We start from the raw sequence: 17,008 nt of genomic DNA, 5'->3' as shown, positions 1-17,008 counted from the left end.
CTCCACCCAGAAGGCACCTCCGCAGTGACCGCCACCCGCGTCCTCGTCCTCAACTCCGGCTCCTCGTCGGTGAAGTACCAGCTGCTCGACATGCACGACAGCAGCCGCCTCGCCATGGGCCTCGTCGAGCGCATCGGCGAGGGCACCTCGCGTCTGAAGCACACGGCGCTCACCACGGGCGAGACCCGCGAGACGAACGGCCCCATCGCCGACCACGCCGCCGCCCTCAAGACCGTCGCCGAGGAACTGGCCAAGGACGGGCTCGGCCTGGACTCCCCCGAGCTGGCCGCGATCGGCCACCGGGTGGTGCACGGCGGCAAGTCCTTCACCGCCCCGACCGTCGTCGACGACGCCGTCCTCGCCGAGATCGAGCGGCTGATCCCGGTCGCCCCGCTGCACAACCCGGCGAACCTCATCGGCATCCGTACCGCCCAGGCACTGCGCCCCGACCTCCCCCAGGTCGCCGTCTTCGACACCGCCTTCCACACGACGATGCCGGAGTCGGCGGCGCGCTACGCGATCGACGTGAAGACCGCCGACGAGCACCGCATCCGGCGGTACGGGTTCCACGGCACCTCGCACGCGTATGTGTCCCGGGAGACCGCGAGGCTGCTGGGCAAGGCGCCCGAAGACGTGAACGTCATCGTGCTGCACCTCGGCAACGGCGCCTCCGCCTCCGCCGTACGAAGCGGCCGCTGCGTGGACACCTCCATGGGGCTCACGCCGCTGGAGGGACTGGTCATGGGCACGCGGTCGGGCGACATGGACCCCGCGGTCATCTTCCATTTGACGCGTGTTGGCGGGATGTCCACGGACGAGATCGACACTTTGCTCAACAAGAAGAGCGGCCTGATCGGTCTGTGCGGCGACAACGACATGCGGGAAATCCGTCGCCGTGTCGACGAGGGTGACGAGCAGGCGCGGCTCGCCTTCGACATCTACATCCACCGCCTGAAGAAGTACATCGGCGCCTACTACGCGGTACTGGGCCGGGTGGACGCGATCGCCTTCACCGCCGGAGTGGGCGAGAACGCCGCCCCGGTGCGCGAGGCCGCGGTCGCCGGTCTGGAGGAACTCGGCCTGGCGGTCGACGCCGGCCTGAACGCGGTTCGAGGGGACGGGCCCCGGCTCGTCTCCCCCGAGGGCGCGCGGGTCGCGGTCGCCGTGGTGCCGACCGACGAGGAACTGGAGATCGCCACGCAGACCTACGCACTCGTGGGCGCGTCCCACGACCTCACCTGAGAGGCACCACGCCACCTCGTCCGGGCGGCACCGTGCCGCCTCACCTGAGCGGCAGCGCGCCCCTTTGTATCTTCCGCCAGACTGAATATTCCGTAGCGAAACAAACCGATAGGATCGCCCTATGCGCCGTTCGAAAATCGTCTGTACTCTCGGCCCCGCGGTCGACTCCCACGAGCAGCTGGTCGCGCTGATCGAAGCCGGCATGAACGTGGCCCGCTTCAACTTCAGCCACGGCACGCACGCCGAGCACCAGGGCCGCTACGAGCGGGTCCGGGCCGCCGCCGCCGAGACCGGCAAGGCCATCGGTGTCCTCGCCGACCTGCAGGGCCCCAAGATCCGCCTGGAGACCTTCGCCGAGGGACCCGTCGAGCTGGAGCGTGGTGACGAGTTCGTCATCACCATCGAGGACGTGCCCGGCAACAAGCACATCTGCGGCACGACCTACAAGGGCCTGCCGGGTGACGTCTCCAAGGGCGACCCGATCCTCATCAACGACGGCAACGTCGAGCTGAAGGTCGTCGAGGTCGACGGTTCCCAGGTCAAGACGGTCGTCATCGAGGGCGGTGTGATCTCGGACCACAAGGGCATCAACCTGCCCGGCACCGCCGTGAACGTGCCGGCGCTGTCCGAGAAGGACATCGACGACCTGCGCTTCGCCCTGAAGATGGGCTGCGACATGGTGGCCCTGTCCTTCGTGCGCGACGCGCACGACGTGAACGACGTGCACAAGGTGATGGACGAGGAGGGCCGCCGGGTCCCCGTCATCGCCAAGGTGGAGAAGCCGCAGGCCGTCGCCAACATGGACGCCGTCGTCGCGGCGTTCGACGCCGTCATGGTGGCCCGTGGTGACCTGGCCGTCGAGTACCCGCTGGAGAAGGTCCCGATGGTGCAGAAGCGCCTCGTGGAGCTCTGCCGCCGCAACGCCAAGCCGGTGATCGTCGCGACCCAGATGATGGAGTCGATGATCACCAACTCCCGCCCGACCCGCGCCGAGGCCTCCGACGTCGCCAACGCGATCCTCGACGGCGCCGACGCGGTCATGTTGTCGGCCGAGTCGAGCGTGGGCGCGTACCCGATCGAGACGGTCAAGACGATGTCGAAGATCGTCGTGGCGGCCGAGGAAGAACTCCTCTCCAAGGGCCTGCAGCCGCTCGTCCCCGGCAAGAAGCCGCGCACGCAGGGCGGTTCGGTCGCCCGCGCCGCCTGCGAGATCGCCGACTTCCTCGGCGGCAAGGGCCTGGTCGCCTTCACCAAGTCCGGCGACACCGCCCGCCGCCTGTCCCGCTACCGCGCGGCCCAGCCCATCCTGGCCTTCACCACGGACGAGGGCACCCGCAACCAGCTCGCGCTGAGCTGGGGCGTCGAGTCCCACGTCGTGCCGTTCGTGAACAGCACCGACGAGATGGTCGACCTCGTCGACCAGGAGCTCCAGAAGCTCCGCCGCTTCGACGACGGCGACGTCGTCATCATGACCGCCGGCTCGCCCCCCGGCGTCCCCGGCACCACCAACATGGTCCGGGTGCACCACCTGGGCGAAAGCGGCCGCACCGTCTGACCCACGGTCCCCGTGCCCGTACGCCGCTGAGGGCGCCTCCTGTGACAGGGGGCGCCCTCAGTGTGTTGCGGCTCCCGGACGGGTCTTGTGTGTGACCGGCCGTCAGCCGGTCGTGTACTGGTGCAGCCCGGGTACGGTCAGCGTTCCGCCGAACTGACCGGCCTGTACGACCTTCACCTTGGTGAAGTAGATCGTCGGGATGTTCAACGGCGGGGGGTTGTCCGGGGTGAACGTGACCGGGAGCAGACCGAGCAGGTTGCCCGAGATGCTCTCCGTGTACATGATCGTCTTGCCGTCGGTGATGGTGGACTTCGAGCCGCTGGCCGCCTGCACGTGGTACGTCTTGCCGGTCAGCTTGTCGTTCACCGTCTGGTGCAGATCGCCAATTTCCGTGCCGTCGGAGATGACGTACTTCAGGACCTTCTTGACGGTGCCGCCGGCGGTGCGCACCTTGACGATGCCCTGGTAGTCGGCGCCCTTGAGCAGCAGCGAACTGGCGTTCAGATACCAGGGGTCGTCGGGCAGGGCGATCGCGTTGTCGACACCGCCCGTCTCGTCCGTGGCGGCCGGACAGTTCGCCGGGTCCACGCTGGAGCTCGCGGACGGGCTGGGCGACGAGGTGGCCGCGTCCGTGACCGCCTTCGTGGTGACCTCGGCCGCCTTGGACGCCGTGTCGGTCGTGTCCTTGACGGTGTTCTTGACCGTGTCGGTGACCTTGTCGGTGGTGTCCTTGACCGTGTCGGACGTGCCGCTCGTACCCGTGCTGCCCGTGGTCGCACTCGCCGAGGCGGACGCGGAGGCGGTCGCAGTGGGGGTGGCCGTGGCACTCGCCGTGGAGTCGCTGCCGCCCGTCAAGATGCCCGTGATCGCGTTGCCGATGGCACCCAGCACGTCGCCACCACCGCTGCTCGCGGACGCCGACGGGGTCGCCGTGGCCTGCTGACCGCTGCTGCTCTGGGCCGATTTGCTCGCGGAGGTCGCGGACGGCGTCGGAGTGGACCCGGCCTTGTCGTCGGAACCTGAATCCGACGAAGAGGTCGTGCCCGAGGACGCGGTGGCCGCAGGGGTCGGCTCCGTCGTGTCGGTGGACGCGGAGGCGCTCGCCGAGGAAGAGGAAGACGGAGAGGAAGAGGAGGAAGAGGAGGGTGACGGGCTGGCCGACGCGCCCTTGCCGTCAACGGCCTCGACGCACGCCTGGTACTCCTCCGCCGTCATGGTCTTGGACGACGCGTGGTCGTCGGCGCGTGCGAGCGTCGGCGTGAACCCCATACCCATGAGGACCGCGGTCGGCATCGCCGCGAGGGCCACGGCCTTTCCCGCGGGCACATGGAACCTGGTGAACAGCGGCTTCCTCGGGGCCGCGTGCCGCGGGCCGGTTCTCACACGGAACTCGTCCTCGTCAGTCCCGTGGATCGCCTCGTCAGCCGGCACTGTGCCTCCCGTTCGCCCCGTTCACCGGGCTCGTTCCTGACAGGTCCTTCGGCTCGCCCGGCTCGTCGGCGTCCGTGGTGAACACCGCACCCTCGCTGTAAGAGGCCGCAGAGGTAGTGGTATCACCCTCGGGGGCCGCCTCCTGCGGAGCGCCACCCGCCTCCGCACCGGCGTCCTTCGACTGCTCCTCCGGCGGCACACCCGGCATCCACGACACCGCCATCGCACCGCCGATGAGGGCGAGCAGGAACCCCATGAGGAAGCCGCCGAAGTTGGAGACGGGGAGGGACACCAGCCCCAGCAGGATCGCCGCGACGCCCGCGAAGGTGCGGACGTGCTTCTGGAACCACAGGCTGATGCCCAGGACAACCAGCAGCACACCGATGATCAGCGACCCGGCGCCCGCGGTGGTGGACATCGCCAGCGTCAAGTGACCGATCTGCAGATGCGCGTACGGGAAGTACATGATCGGAAAGCCACCGAGCAGGATGAACAGGCCGGCCCAGAACGGGCGATTGCCCCGCCAGGCGCGGAACTGCAGCCTCCGGCGGGTGAACTGGCCGGGTGCGGCAGGAGTCTCGGCGCTCATGGAAAACAGCTCCCTGGTGCGGCGTTGCTGTGGTGGTGAGTTGTGAAGCGTGTGAAGGCGGAGCCTTCCTAGAGGACGGGCGGGGGCGCCACCGGCTCCCCCGCCCGTCACCGAGTGCCTAGTAGCACTCGCTGCCGTTCGCCGACAGCGACATGTGCAGACCGGGCAGCGTGAAGGTTCCGGCGGTGGTCGCCCACGCCGTCTGCTTCACGTCGTACAGGTCCGCCGACGTGGCCTGCTGGGCGAAACCGTACGGGTTCGCCTGCTGCTGCTTGACCTCGTCGGCCTTGACCTTGGGGCCCTTGGTGATACTGCCGGCACCCACACCGATGTCCATGCCGTTGAAGACGGCCTTGGACGTGCCGAGGTCCTCGACGTCGATGTACAGGTTCGAGGCCGTGACCTGCTTGCTCTCGTCCTGGCTGTCGCCTGCCTTCAGCGTCAGGGTGACGGACCCGAGCAGCGGGATGTTCGGCGTGACGACGGACTGGCACATGTTCTGGATGCGGGCATCCGTGAACGCCGACACCGCGACGGGGTGAAGCGTCTGCTTACCGGCGAGGGTGTACCCCGAGTCGACCGCGCCGTACTGCGAGAAACCCTCACCGTGCAGGTAGTCCGCACTGACCTTGAACGACTGCCCCGACACACTGAACGACGCGGCGAGAGCGCCCTGCGCGAGGGCGACACCTATCGCTGCCGTGGCGGCCACGCTGGGCACCATGACCACAGCGAACCGCTTCCATCTGGTCCCGCCACGCACCTGGGACTCCATATTTCCTCCTTCTCGGACGTACATCTCCTGGCCCTGACTGCCCCGTATCAGCGGCTCAGCCGGGCAGGGATGGGAGAAGTGCTACGTCCTCGGGAAGGAGAGCGCCCGTACTTCCCGGGCGCCAACTGCGCCCGAACTCACCGGCGATCACCCCCGAGCGACAACCACTGGTCGCGCCTGACACACATCACGCACAACCTGCTGGACAGGCTCCGCCGAGCGGCAGAGACCCCCCTGTCCAAGAGGCGGCTCCAATGCCGCCGCCCCTACCCGGTGGGGACCCAGAAAACCCCTTGACCCGATTGGCTGTCGGGGTAGGGGGGAATGGACCGAGCGTCGCCGATCGTGGTGCATTCTCGCCGCCCGCACAAGGGGGTTCGTTACTGGCTAGTAACGGGCGGATAACCGAACAACGACCCACCGGTATCGGTCGGCAACTCAGGGTGGCACCAAGGGCGACGGCAAAGCGGCCGATCCCTGGGCAGAATCCGACAGATCAACGCCTCTGACTTACTCCAAGTAACAGCGGCCGCGTTTACCAAGATTTGGTAAAGCGCGGCCACTTGCCGCCCTCTCGGCAAATCTTTCACCTGGGCAACACAAGCCCCGGCGTTTAGGGACAGGTCAGAACCCCCGCCGGATCCCCGTCCGGATCACCCGTCAGAACAGGGCTCTGGCCAGCGCCCTGCGTGCCGCGGTCACCCGCGGGTCGTCGGCGCCGACCACCTCGAAGAGCTCCAGCAGCCGCAGCCGTACGGCATCACGGTCGTCACCCGCCGTGCGCTGCACCGTCTCGATGAGCCGCCCGAACGCGTCTTCGACATGCCCGCCCACCAGGTCCAGGTCCGCCGCCGCGATCTGCACCTGTACGTCCTTGGGCTTCTCGGCGGCGTCCTTGCGCACCTGGAGCGGGTCGGCACCCTGCACCCGCTGCAGCAACTCGGCCTGGGCGAGGCCGAGCTTGGCCTCCGTGTTGCCCGGGTCGTCACTCAGCACGTTCTTGTACGCCTGCACGGCACCGCCGAAGTCACCCGCGTCCAGTGCCTGTACGGCGGCCTCAAGGAGCGCGTCGTACGGGCCGGCCGGCACCTCGGGCGCCGCCTGGGCGCCGCCGGGCTCGGCGTCGGGGTCGACGGCCAGACCGGTGAGGCCGAAGCGCTGCTCGGCGACCTGGACGAGCTGGTCGAGGGTCTCCCGGATCTGGGCCTCACCGGCCGCCCCCTGGAAGAGCGGCAGCGCCTGCCCCGCGACAACGGCGAACACCGCCGGGATCCCCTGGATCCCGAACTGCTGCATCAGCATCTGGTTGGCGTCGACGTCGATCTTGGCAAGGACGAACCGTCCGTTGTACTCGACGGCCAACCGCTCGAGCACCGGGCTCAGCTGCTTGCAGGGCTCGCACCACTCGGCCCAGAAGTCGATGACGACGGGAACCTCGGTGGACCGCTGCAGTACATCGCGCTCGAACCCCGCCTCGTCGACATCGATGACGAGGCTGGCGGGAGACACGGCCCCGCCTCCGCCGCCCTGCCTGGCCGCTTCGGCGCGCGCCTGCTCCGCCTTCGCCTTGGCCTCCTGGGCCGCCTTCACCGCGGCGAGGTCGACGACTCCGCTCATGGACATGTTCCGTGGCTGCATGAGTACATCCTCCCCCTTCCTCGCGCACGTGTGAAAAACGCTGTGAAAGCCGGTCCGCTTTACGACGCGACCCGACTCGATCCGTGCTGTCGGGCGCCGGGTCCCCACCTGGCGCCAGTGGTTGTCGCCCGCCCACGAGTCACCGCGTACGAGCTTTCGCTACGACTCGTAGCGTAACTGCCCCGGGGCTCCCCTGTCCGCCATCCCCCGGTGATCTCCCTCACGGCTTCACACAACCGCCTGATGTGCTCGGTGGGGGCGGCGGATAGGGTCCTGACATGCAGAGTCGCACTTCCGCCCCCCGTACGGGGCGCCCGCGCAGCGCCGCCGCGGACGCCGCGATCCTGGAGGCGACGCGCGCGGCGCTGGTCGAACTGGGCTGGTCCAAACTGACGTTGGGGGACGTGGCGACCCGGGCCGGGGTCGCCAAGACGACCCTCTACCGTCGCTGGGCGGGCAAGAACGAGCTCGTGGTCGACGCGGTGGCCGTCCTCTTCGACGAACTGGAGCTCCCCGACCGCGGCAGCCTCGCCGCCGACATCGAGGGCGTGGTCCTCCAGTTCGCGGCACTCCTGAACCGCCCGGAGACCAAGACGGCCCTGATGGCGGTCGTCGCCGAGTCCACCCGCGACGAACCGCTGCGCGAACGCATCCGCACGTCCATCGTCGACCGTCAAAAACGCCTCGTCCTGGAGGGCCGGGCCCGCGCCACCGCCCGCGGCGAGCTCCCGCCGGAGCCCGACCCCGACACCGCCGCCCGCACCGCGGACCTCATCTTCGACGTCGTCGCGGGCGCGGTGGTGCACCGCACCCTGGTCAGCGCGGAACCGGCGGACGAGGAGTGGGTCCGCGCGTTCACCAGGGTCCTGCTGCTGGGTTTGACGGGCGCGACGAACGAGCCCTGATCCGGACCGCAGCCGAAGAACGCACCCGGGGTCCGGGGCACAACCCCAGGGGGTCAGAAACCCGCCGGTTCCGTGTACACCCCCCACTCCTCCCGGAGGGCATCGCAGATCTCTCCCAGCGTCGCCTCGGCCCGCACCGCGTCCAGCATCGGCGTGATCATGTTGGACCCGTCCCGCGCGGCGGCGAGCATCGCGTCCAGGCAGGCGCGCACCCGCGCCTCCTCACGACCGCCCTTGCGCACCGCGAGCTCCCGCACCTGCTCCCGCTCCACCTCATGGCTGACCCGCAGGATCTCCAGGTCCCCGGTGACGGAGCCGTGGTGGACATTGACCCCCACCACCCTCTTGTCGCCCTTCTCCAACGACCGCTGGTACTGGAACGCCGACTCGGCGATCTCCCCGGTGAACCAGCCGTCCTCGATCCCCCGCAGGATGCCGGAGGTGATCGGCCCGATCGGGTGCTGCCCGTCGGGATGCGCCCGCAGCCCCCGCTCCCTGATCTGCTCGAAGATCTTCTCCGCGTCGGCCTCGATCCGGTCGGTCAGCTGCTCGACGTACCAGGAACCGCCCAGCGGATCGGCCACGTTGGCGACGCCGGTCTCCTCCATCAGTACCTGCTGGGTACGCAGAGCGATCTCGGCCGCCTGCTCGCTCGGCAGCGCCAGCGTCTCGTCCAGCGCGTTCGTGTGCAGCGAGTTCGTCCCGCCCAGCACCGCCGCGAGCGCCTCCACCGCCGTACGCACGACGTTGTTGTACGGCTGCTGCGCCGTGAGCGAGACACCGGCGGTCTGGGTGTGGAAGCGCAGCCACTGCGCCTTCTCCGACTTCGCCCCGTACACGTCCCGCATCCACCGCGCCCAGATCCGCCGCGCCGCGCGGAACTTGGCGATCTCCTCGAAGAAGTCGACGTGCGCGTCGAAGAAGAAGGAGAGACCGGGAGCGAAGACGTCCACGTCGAGCCCGCGCGAGAGTCCCAGCTCCACGTACCCGAACCCGTCGGCCAGCGTGTACGCGAGCTCCTGGGCGGCCGTGGAGCCCGCCTCCCGGATGTGGTACCCGGAGACGGACAGCGGCTTGTACGCGGGGATCTTCGCGGCGCAGTGCTCCATCAGGTCGCCGATGAGGCGCAGGTGCGGCTCGGGCTGGAAGAGCCACTCCTTCTGCGCGATGTACTCCTTGAAGATGTCGGTCTGCAGCGTGCCGTTCAGGACGGACGGGTCGATGCCCTGCCGCTCCGCCGCCACCAAGTACATGCAGAAGACCGGGACCGCCGGCCCGCTGATCGTCATCGACGTCGTGACGTCACCCAGCGGGATGTCCTTGAAGAGGACCTCCATGTCGGCCGCCGAGTCGATCGCGACCCCGCAGTGCCCGACCTCGCCGAGGGAGCGCGGGTCGTCGGAGTCGCGCCCCATGAGGGTCGGCATGTCGAAGGCGACCGACAGTCCGCCGCCGCCCGCGGCGAGGATCATCTTGTAGCGCTCGTTCGTCTGCTCGGCGTTCCCGAACCCGGCGAACTGGCGGATCGTCCACGTACGCCCTCGATAGCCGGTCGGGTACAGCCCACGGGTGAAGGGGTACTCGCCGGGCCATCCGATCCGCTCGAAGCCGTCGTACCTGTCCCCCGGCCGCGGCCCGTACACCGGGTCCACGGGGTCACCGGAGAGCGTGGTGAAGTCGGCCTCACGCTTGCGCGAGGTGTCGTACCGGGCCTGCCAGCGTCGGCGGCCCTCTTCGATGGCGTCAGCGTCCATACCCTCGAATTTACTAGGACGTCCTAGTAAATGTCGATGCCCGACGCGCAGCGGCTGATGTGATTGACCGCCACGGACCACTCCCGTGGCGGTACGGGTCACACCTTGACGACCGCGGGAGAGTCCTCCGCGATCTTGGACTCCAGCTCCTGAGTGACCTTGCGCTCCACGAAGAACGCGGCCGTCGGAACGGTCCCCGCGAGCAGCACCCACAGCTGCTTGCCGACCGGCCACTTCGCCTTGGAGCCCAGGTCGAAGGCGAAGACCAGGTAGACGACGTACAGCCAGCCGTGCGCGATTCCGACGATGCGGGTGAAGTCCCCGGCACCGTTCATGTCGAGCACGTACTTGGCGATCACACCGAGGGTCAGCAGGACCAGCAGCACACCGGTGACGTAGGCCATCACGCGGTAGCGGGTCAGCACGCTCTTCTTCATGCGTACGAGCGTAACGACCCCTTTTGCACGATCTTCAGGCACCCCTGGGTCTGGGCCTACTCCTCGTCGAAGTCACTCGCGGCGATGCGCAGGGGCCGCAGCATCGCGAAGATCTCCGCGCACTCCTCGGCGTCGTAGACCCCGAGCCCGAAGTCCATCGCCATCAGGTCGCGGGTCGCCGCGTCGCAGACCTCGCGGCCCTTCTCGGTGATGGAGGCGAGCGTGCCGCGCCCGTCGTTGGGGTTGGGCCGCTTGTCGACGAGCCCGGACCTCACCAGGCGGTCCACGGTGTTCGTGACGGACGTCGGGTGCACCATGAGCCGCTCGCCGATCTTGGACATCGGGAGCTCGCCGGCCTTGGAGAAGGTGAGCAGGACCAGTGCCTCGTAGCGTGCGAAGGTCAGTCCGTACGGCTTGACGACCGCGTCGACCTCGGCGAGCAGGATCTGGTGTGCGCGCATGATCGAGGTGATCGCGGCCATGGACGGCACGGATCCCCAGCGCTGCTTCCAGTGTTCGTCGGCGCGGGCGATGGGATCGAAGGCAAGGCTGAGCGGCTTCGGCACGGCACAAAACCTTACCCGCCGGTCACATCGTGGTCAGCCCCGTCTCGCCTTTCGGTCCCGGCCCCCAGGGGGACCCGCGCCCCTTACGGACGCTGTTGGCACATCCGGTGCGGCCGGGTAGGCGGCCGCGGGAATGTGACACTCGCCGCCCAAGTGTCACATTCTCCGGGCCACACCCCCATGGCCCCCGGGGCACCGGCCAGACCGCCCACCACGCCGACCGGGATTCGCCAACAGGTTCGCCCCGGGGTCAGCCGCGAGGTGTGCGGCGTAGGTGGTGGCGGACGGCTCGTTGGGCTACGGGGCCGAGGGTGTCGAGGGCGGTGACCAGGGCCGCCAGTTGCTCCAGGGCGTCGAGGGCGGCCCGGGAACCCGCGGGGTCGACCCCCTCGTACAGCTCGATGCCGACGAACGACGCGGTGACGGCCCGCGCCAGCCCGGCCGGATCGGTGAACTCTCCGAAGGGGGTCGGCGCGAGCACCCGCACCAGGACCTGTTCGATCTCCGTGATCCACAGATCCAGCCCCGCCGTGGTGGCGGGAGCGAGACGCGCGTCCGTCTGCGCGCCGGCGAGCAGCTGGCCGAGCACGGCGACGTGCCCCTCCTCCCGCTCCACCTCGTGCATCTCCCGCCCGAACGCGAGGAGTTCGGCCAGCGACCCGACCTCGGCCAGACGTTCCCGGTAGATCGCGACCCGCTGCTCGGCCCCGTACCGGACCGCGGCCGACAGCAACTCGTCGACGGAACCGAAGTGGTAGAAGACAAGGGCCTGGTTGACCCCGGCGGTCGCGGCGATCGTACGGGCCGAGGTCTTCGCGATCCCCTGCTCGGCGAGCGTCCGCAGCGCGCCCTCCAGGAGCTTCGTCCTGGTCGCCTCGCTCACGCGCGCGCCTCCTCGCGGACGGGCCGCAGCCCGGGCCGGACCCCGCGTGCACGGACGTCGGTGTACGTCGTCCGGAAGGTGCCCTCGTAGCCGAAGAGCGGGCCGAAGTGGCGGTTCACGACCCGGACTTGGATGCGGAAGCGGCCCGTGGAGTCGTCGAAGGACTCGCGCACCTCGGCGTCGGCGCCGATGAGTTCGGGGACGCGCACGTCCACCGGGCCCTCCCGGAAGCGGTGTTCGCCGGAGCGGATCAGCAGGGAACCGTCGGGCTCGGCGCGGAAGTGCAGGTCGCTGGCGAGGTGCTGGTGGGTGCCCAGGTAGTCCAGGACACGGTCGCCCCTGGGGCTCAGCACCATCTGGGCGTCGAAGCGGCGGGAGCGGCCAGGCAGGTCGAAGGTGCGCACGAACGTCACCGTCTCACGGCCGAAGGTGTCGGCGTACGGCACGTTCTCGATCATGAAGGGGACGTTGCGTCCCGCGCGCGGGACGAGGATGTGGCGGGTGCCGCCGAGAGCCAGGAACGGCTTCACGAAGCCCCTCCCGTGCCAGACGCGCTCCATGACGCCGTGGCCGGTGCACGCCTCCCCGCCTGCCAGGCCCACGGAGAAGCGCCGCCGCAGCTCGGGGTGGAGGCGTTCGAAGTCGGCGCCCATCGCGGTGCGGAAGATGGAGGGCGTCACCGCTGCTCCAGGGTGACGAGGACACGCGGGGCACGGACCTGCGCGAGAGGGGTGCGCAGACAGCGGCGGGCGGCCGGGGTGCCGGGTCCCGGGGGCGCGAAGAGGGCCAGGAGGACGGCGAGGACGGCCAGTACCGGCGTCGAGTAGAGGGCGAGCGGCACCAGCGGGCCCGCCATGTCCACGAGCGCGCCGCACACCATCCCCGAACAGGCGGCCAGGAGGACGAGAGCCCGGACGGCCGACTCGGCGAGCCAGTGACGCAGCGCCCGCTCCGGTGTGATCCCCCGCTCCAGCCAGAGCCGCAGCCGGTCGAAGGACCAGGCGGTGGCCCAGCCGATGAGGGGGCGGAAGAGGAGCCGGTCGGCCACGGCTCCGAAGCGGCCCCAGCGCGGGCGGTAGTCGTACCCGGTGAGGAAGCGGACGCCGTCGGCGACGGGGACGTAGCGCCAGTAGCCGCTGCCCTCGGCGAGCAGGGAGAGCGGGTGCGGGGAGGCGAAGCGCAGGGCGGAGGTGCGGGTGCCGTCGGGACGCTCCTTCTCCCCGGCGGAGACGCCCGTCCCGGTGACGGTCAGGAAGGGCAGCACGCGCGTGGCGTAACGGAAACGCTGGGGCTCGCCCTCAATGGGCGGGAGGTGGTCGATGGAGGTGAATCTCAGGTCCCAGCGCTGGTGCTGGGCGGGGTCCTGCGTCCGTGTCCACAGGTCGTCGAGATCGCCTCGTATATGTACCTCTACGTAGAGCCCCACTGCCGAACCCCCAGATCACTGACCCTTTTTGAGCGATCGCTCAATCGGCCGTTCCTGAGATTAGCGGGGTTTGAGCGATCGCTCAAACAACCGGGAGCGAAAAACCCCGGCCCACTGGGCCGGGGTTTCGGGGCCTTCCTACCGAAGTCCTACGCGGACAGGTGCCGCTCCACCGTCTCCACCTTGGAGGTCAGACCGTCCGTCACCCCGGGGCGGATGTCCGCCTTCAGGACGACGGAGACGCGCGGCGCCCGTGCCTCGACGGCGGCGACGGCGCGCTTGACCACGTCCATCACCTGGTCCCACTCCCCCTCGATGGAGGTGAACATGGCGTCGGTGCGGTTCGGCAGCCCCGATTCACGGACGACCCGGACGGCGTCGGCGACGTACTCCCCCACATCCTCGCCGACACCCAGGGGCGTCACGGAAAAGGCGACGATCATGAGGACTTCACGACTCCCTCGCGGCGGGCACGGGTGGCGATGACCGCGTCCTCGCTCTCCCGCCGGAGCTTGCGCTCGGCGAAGAAGCCGCCGGTGGGCAGCACGGAGAGGACGAAGTAGAGGAGCCCGGTGCCGGCGCTCCACTTGGTGCGGTTCCAGGCGTCGGCCCAGAAGATCACGTACAGGATGAAGAGGACGCCGTGGATGGAGCCCATGACGGGCACCGCGTTGAAGTCCGTGGTCCGCTTCAGCACCGAGCAGAGGAGCAGCAGCAGGAAGGAGACGGCCTCGGGGGCCGAGACCAGGCGGAGGCGGCGGAGGGCGGTGGCGGTCTTTAGGTCCACGGGTCACCTTCGGTGGGAGATTCGCTTTCGGCGGGACGCCGCTTTGTGAACGTAAGCACAAACGTCCCCCATTGTGGCACCCGGACCCGGGCGCCCCCGTCCCGGGGTGCGGGACCGGTGTGCCCGCTTGGCCCCTAAGGGTCCGTTCAGGGGTGAGATCCGCCATGGACCCTGTCCGCGCTCCCACCCGGCCGCTACCTTCACCACGTGGCGATGTTCCGACTTCAAGGCAGCAAGATGCTGGCCGTCGACATGACCGGGGACGCCGTGAAGGCGAAGAACGGCTCGATGGTCGCGTACGACGGTCAGATGGCGTTCAAGAAGCTGAGCGGCGGTGGTGAGGGGATCCGTGGGATGGTGACGCGGCGCATCACCGGCGAGCAGATGACGGTGATGGAGGTGAAGGGGCACGGGACCTGCTGGTTCGCGGACCGGGCCTCCGAGATCAACCTGGTGAACCTCCAGGGGGACAAGCTGTACGTCGAGTCGAGCAATCTGCTGGCGACCGACGCGGGCCTCAGGACGGGCACGTCCTTCACGGGGCTGCGCGGCGCCTCGCAGGGCAACGGGCTGTTCACGACCACCGTCGAGGGCCACGGCCAGGCGGCGATCATGTCCGACGGCCCGGCGGTGGTGCTGCGCGTCAGTTCCCAGTACCCACTGACGGTCGACCCGGGGGCGTACATCGCGCACCAGGGCAATGTCCGGCAGTCCTTCCAGGCCGGCGTGACGTTCCGCACGTTCATGGGCGAGGGCGGCGGTGAGGCCTTCCAGATCCGTTTCGAGGGCGACGGACTGGTCTACGTACAGCCCAGTGAGCGCAACACGATCGCGGGGGACCTGTGACATGCCGTTCCGCGAAGTGAACTCCAAGATGATCGAGGCGACGGTCCTGCCCGGGCAGCGCCTGTTCAGTCAGCGCGGCGCGATGCTCGCCTACAAGGGCGAGGTCTCCTTCACGCCCAACGTTCAGGGCGGCCAGGGCGGGATCATGTCGATGATCGGCCGCCGGGTCGCCAATGAGGCCACCCCGCTGATGACCGTCGAGGGCAGCGGCACGGTCTTCTTCGGGCACGGCGGCCATCACATCCAGGTGATCAACCTCTCGGGCGACACCCTGTACGTCGAGGCGGACCGGCTGCTGGCCTTCGACGGCACCCTCCAGCAGGGCACGATGTTCCTCGGCTCGCAGGGCGGGGTCATGGGCATGGTCCGCGGCCAGGTGACGGGCCAGGGGCTCTTCACGACCACCCTCAAGGGGCACGGCGCGGTGGCCGTGATGGCGCACGGGGGCGTGATCGAGGTCCCCATCTCCCCGCAGCGCCCGGTCCATGTCGACCCGCAGGCGTACGTGGCGCACCACGGTGACGTGCGCAACAAGCTGTCCACGGCGCTCGGCTGGCGCGACATGGTGGGCCGCGGCTCGGGCGAGGCGTTCCAGCTGGAGCTGAGCGGCAGTGGTGCGGTGTACGTCCAGGCCTCGGAGGAGAAGTTGTGAGCCCTTACGGAACTCCCGGCGGCGGGTATCCGGGCGGCGGGACTCCGGGCGGCCCGGTGATCCACGACCCGATGACCCTGCCCGTCGACGACAACGTCAACAAGTACACCTTCTGCGTGGAGCTCAAGGGGAGCCAGTGGTTCCTGCAGAAGGGCAAGATGATCGCCTACTACGGGTCGATGGAATTCAACGGCATCGGGCACGGCCGCCTCGACCGTCTGGTCCGTACGTCGTTCCATTCGCCTCTGCACGCGAGCGACTGGGTGGTGGCGGAGGGCTCGGGCAAGATGCTCCTCGCCGACCGGGCCTTCGACGTGAATTCGTATGACTTGGACGACGGCAACCTGACCATTCGCTCGGGCAACTTGCTCGCTTTTCAGCCAAGTCTCGCGCTCAAGCAGTCGATCGTGCCGGGCTTTCTGACATTGATCGGAACCGGCAAGTTCGTCGCGGCCTCCAACGGTCCGGTGGTGTTCATGGAACCTCCCATCCGGGTGGATCCGCAAGCGCTTGTCGGCTGGGCCGACTGCCCGTCCCCGTGCCATCACTACGACCACGGGTACATGACGGGCCTCATGGGCGGTCTACGTGCACTGACAGGCCTCGGCGGGGCCTCCGGAGAGGAGCACCAGTTCGAGTTCGTGGGGGCCGGCACCGTGCTGCTCCAGTCCACGGAAGTACTCATGGCCGAGCAGGCCACGGGGGCGGTTCCGCACGAGCCGGGAGTGCCCGGCGGCGGCGGGGTACCAGGTCACCAGGGGCAGCACGGTCAGCAGGCCGGCGCACCGCGTCTTCCCGGACAGCTCGGGGACCTCCAGCGTCGCTTCGGTCTGTGAGCGGTAGTCTGCGGAGTGTGACATCGAACGCGTGCACGCAGTCACACCACCCTCACTAGTTCGCTTTTCAACATCTTAGGTAGACTTCACTTATGGAGACCGAGACGGCCACGCGCTGGCTGACCGATGCGGAGCAGTGCGCCTGGCGCACCCACCTGGAGGTCAACAGGCTGTTGACGTACCAGCTCGAAAGGGACCTGCAGCCATTCGGGCTGACGATGAACGATTACGAGATCCTGGTGAACCTCTCCGAGTCGGAGGGCTTCCGGCTGCGGATGAGCGACCTCGCGGCCGCCACCCTCCAGTCGAAGAGCCGGCTCTCGCACCAGATCACCCGCATGGAGAACGCGGACCTGGTCCGGCGCGAGAACTGCGAGTCCGACCGCCGGGGACTGTTCGCCGTCCTCACCGACCACGGCATGGAGACGATGAAGAAGGTCGCCCCGCACCACGTGTCGTCCGTGCGCAGGCACTTCATGGACCTGCTCTCCCCCGAGGCCCTGGAAGACCTGCACAAGTCACTGCTGCCGATCGCGGAGCATCTGCGGGGGCAGCGCGGTAAGCCGTAGCGCTCCGCCGGGTGCGACAGGGGCCGTAGGGGCCGCGGGCTTGTTCTACGCGCTCTACGCGCGCGAGCCGTCCGTGGCTGGTCGCGCCGACGCGGCGGAGCCGCACATGTCATCGAC

Annotated in this window: 19 protein-coding genes; 7 read left to right on the top strand and 12 right to left on the bottom strand. The window is 68.9% G+C overall.

Features of this window, described 5'->3' with window-relative positions:
* Positions 1-24: 24 nt before the first annotated feature.
* Together OG747_RS30385 and pyk are read left to right on the top strand one after the other, a co-directional pair.
* Entirely contained in the window at positions 25-1,242 is a 1,218-nt protein-coding gene (locus OG747_RS30385) for an acetate kinase (RefSeq protein WP_405885760.1), read from the top strand.
* Positions 1,243-1,363: 121 nt separating this feature from the next.
* On the top strand, positions 1,364-2,797 hold the full coding sequence (gene pyk, locus OG747_RS30380) for a pyruvate kinase (protein ID WP_405882552.1): 1,434 nt from the start codon (positions 1,364-1,366) through the stop codon (positions 2,795-2,797).
* Positions 2,798-2,899: 102 nt separating this feature from the next.
* Here pyk and OG747_RS30375 read toward each other — a convergent pair whose 3' ends face one another.
* From OG747_RS30375 to OG747_RS30360, 4 genes are all read right to left on the bottom strand, one after another.
* Entirely contained in the window at positions 2,900-4,228 is a 1,329-nt protein-coding gene (locus OG747_RS30375) for a hypothetical protein (RefSeq protein WP_405882551.1), read from the bottom strand.
* Complete coding sequence (locus tag OG747_RS30370; protein ID WP_405882550.1) at positions 4,218-4,817, bottom strand: DUF6114 domain-containing protein; 600 nt, start codon at positions 4,815-4,817, stop codon at positions 4,218-4,220. Before OG747_RS30370 ends, OG747_RS30375 begins: the two co-directional genes overlap by 11 nt.
* A 118-nt stretch (positions 4,818-4,935) precedes the next feature.
* Positions 4,936-5,592 (bottom strand): DUF6230 family protein, encoded by a 657-nt coding sequence (locus OG747_RS30365; protein WP_405882549.1) that lies wholly within the window; start codon positions 5,590-5,592, stop codon positions 4,936-4,938.
* Between the two features lie 660 nt (positions 5,593-6,252).
* The gene (locus OG747_RS30360) at positions 6,253-7,230 is read right to left on the bottom strand and encodes a tetratricopeptide repeat protein (protein WP_405882548.1); all 978 of its coding nucleotides are present in this window, start codon (positions 7,228-7,230) and stop codon (positions 6,253-6,255) included.
* 278 nt (positions 7,231-7,508) lie between these two features.
* Between OG747_RS30360 and OG747_RS30355 the strand changes: the two genes are divergently transcribed.
* Complete coding sequence (locus OG747_RS30355) at positions 7,509-8,135, top strand: TetR/AcrR family transcriptional regulator (RefSeq protein WP_405882547.1); 627 nt, start codon at positions 7,509-7,511, stop codon at positions 8,133-8,135.
* Positions 8,136-8,188: 53 nt separating this feature from the next.
* On the opposite strand, the gene OG747_RS30350 is transcribed toward OG747_RS30355, so the two are convergent.
* The 8 genes from OG747_RS30350 to OG747_RS30315 all read right to left on the bottom strand — a co-directional run bounded on the left by OG747_RS30350 (position 8,189) and on the right by OG747_RS30315 (position 13,988).
* The gene (locus OG747_RS30350) at positions 8,189-9,889 is read right to left on the bottom strand and encodes a methylmalonyl-CoA mutase (RefSeq protein WP_405882546.1); all 1,701 of its coding nucleotides are present in this window, start codon (positions 9,887-9,889) and stop codon (positions 8,189-8,191) included.
* A gap of 98 nt (positions 9,890-9,987) precedes the next feature.
* On the bottom strand, positions 9,988-10,326 hold the full coding sequence (locus OG747_RS30345) for a DUF3817 domain-containing protein (protein ID WP_405882545.1): 339 nt from the start codon (positions 10,324-10,326) through the stop codon (positions 9,988-9,990).
* A gap of 56 nt (positions 10,327-10,382) precedes the next feature.
* Positions 10,383-10,892: a MarR family winged helix-turn-helix transcriptional regulator gene (locus OG747_RS30340; protein WP_405882544.1), complete on the bottom strand. Its 510-nt coding sequence runs from the start codon at positions 10,890-10,892 to the stop codon at positions 10,383-10,385.
* 250 nt (positions 10,893-11,142) lie between these two features.
* Positions 11,143-11,775, bottom strand: a complete 633-nt coding sequence (locus tag OG747_RS30335; RefSeq protein WP_405882543.1) for a TetR/AcrR family transcriptional regulator — start codon at positions 11,773-11,775, stop codon at positions 11,143-11,145.
* Positions 11,772-12,428, bottom strand: a complete 657-nt coding sequence (locus tag OG747_RS30330) for a DUF4166 domain-containing protein (protein ID WP_405885758.1) — start codon at positions 12,426-12,428, stop codon at positions 11,772-11,774. Before OG747_RS30330 ends, OG747_RS30335 begins: the two co-directional genes overlap by 4 nt.
* A gap of 23 nt (positions 12,429-12,451) precedes the next feature.
* Positions 12,452-13,201: a hypothetical protein gene (locus OG747_RS30325; protein WP_405882542.1), complete on the bottom strand. Its 750-nt coding sequence runs from the start codon at positions 13,199-13,201 to the stop codon at positions 12,452-12,454.
* A 149-nt stretch (positions 13,202-13,350) separates the two neighbouring features.
* Complete coding sequence (locus OG747_RS30320; protein WP_089513041.1) at positions 13,351-13,644, bottom strand: MTH1187 family thiamine-binding protein; 294 nt, start codon at positions 13,642-13,644, stop codon at positions 13,351-13,353.
* Positions 13,641-13,988, bottom strand: a complete 348-nt coding sequence (locus tag OG747_RS30315) for a DUF3817 domain-containing protein (protein WP_405882541.1) — start codon at positions 13,986-13,988, stop codon at positions 13,641-13,643. The genes OG747_RS30320 and OG747_RS30315 overlap by 4 nt, the downstream gene beginning before the upstream one ends.
* 213 nt (positions 13,989-14,201) lie before the next feature.
* Here OG747_RS30315 and OG747_RS30310 point away from each other — a divergent pair, with 213 nt between their 5' ends.
* The 4 genes from OG747_RS30310 (at position 14,202) to OG747_RS30295 (ending at position 16,891) form a co-directional block, all read left to right on the top strand.
* Positions 14,202-14,834: an AIM24 family protein gene (locus OG747_RS30310; RefSeq protein WP_405882540.1), complete on the top strand. Its 633-nt coding sequence runs from the start codon at positions 14,202-14,204 to the stop codon at positions 14,832-14,834.
* A 1-nt stretch (position 14,835) separates the two neighbouring features.
* Positions 14,836-15,486: an AIM24 family protein gene (locus OG747_RS30305; RefSeq protein WP_075028947.1), complete on the top strand. Its 651-nt coding sequence runs from the start codon at positions 14,836-14,838 to the stop codon at positions 15,484-15,486.
* On the top strand, positions 15,483-16,322 hold the full coding sequence (locus OG747_RS30300; protein ID WP_405882539.1) for an AIM24 family protein: 840 nt from the start codon (positions 15,483-15,485) through the stop codon (positions 16,320-16,322). Before OG747_RS30305 ends, OG747_RS30300 begins: the two co-directional genes overlap by 4 nt.
* Positions 16,323-16,414: 92 nt before the next feature.
* On the top strand, positions 16,415-16,891 hold the full coding sequence (locus tag OG747_RS30295) for a MarR family winged helix-turn-helix transcriptional regulator (RefSeq protein ID WP_405882538.1): 477 nt from the start codon (positions 16,415-16,417) through the stop codon (positions 16,889-16,891).
* Positions 16,892-17,008: the final 117 nt, after the last annotated feature.

This window comes from Streptomyces sp. NBC_01384 (genome assembly GCF_045040035.1).
Lineage (GTDB): Bacteria > Actinomycetota > Actinomycetes > Streptomycetales > Streptomycetaceae > Streptomyces.
Note: the sequence above shows the minus strand (reverse complement) of the source record. Positions and strands in the feature narration are given on the sequence as shown.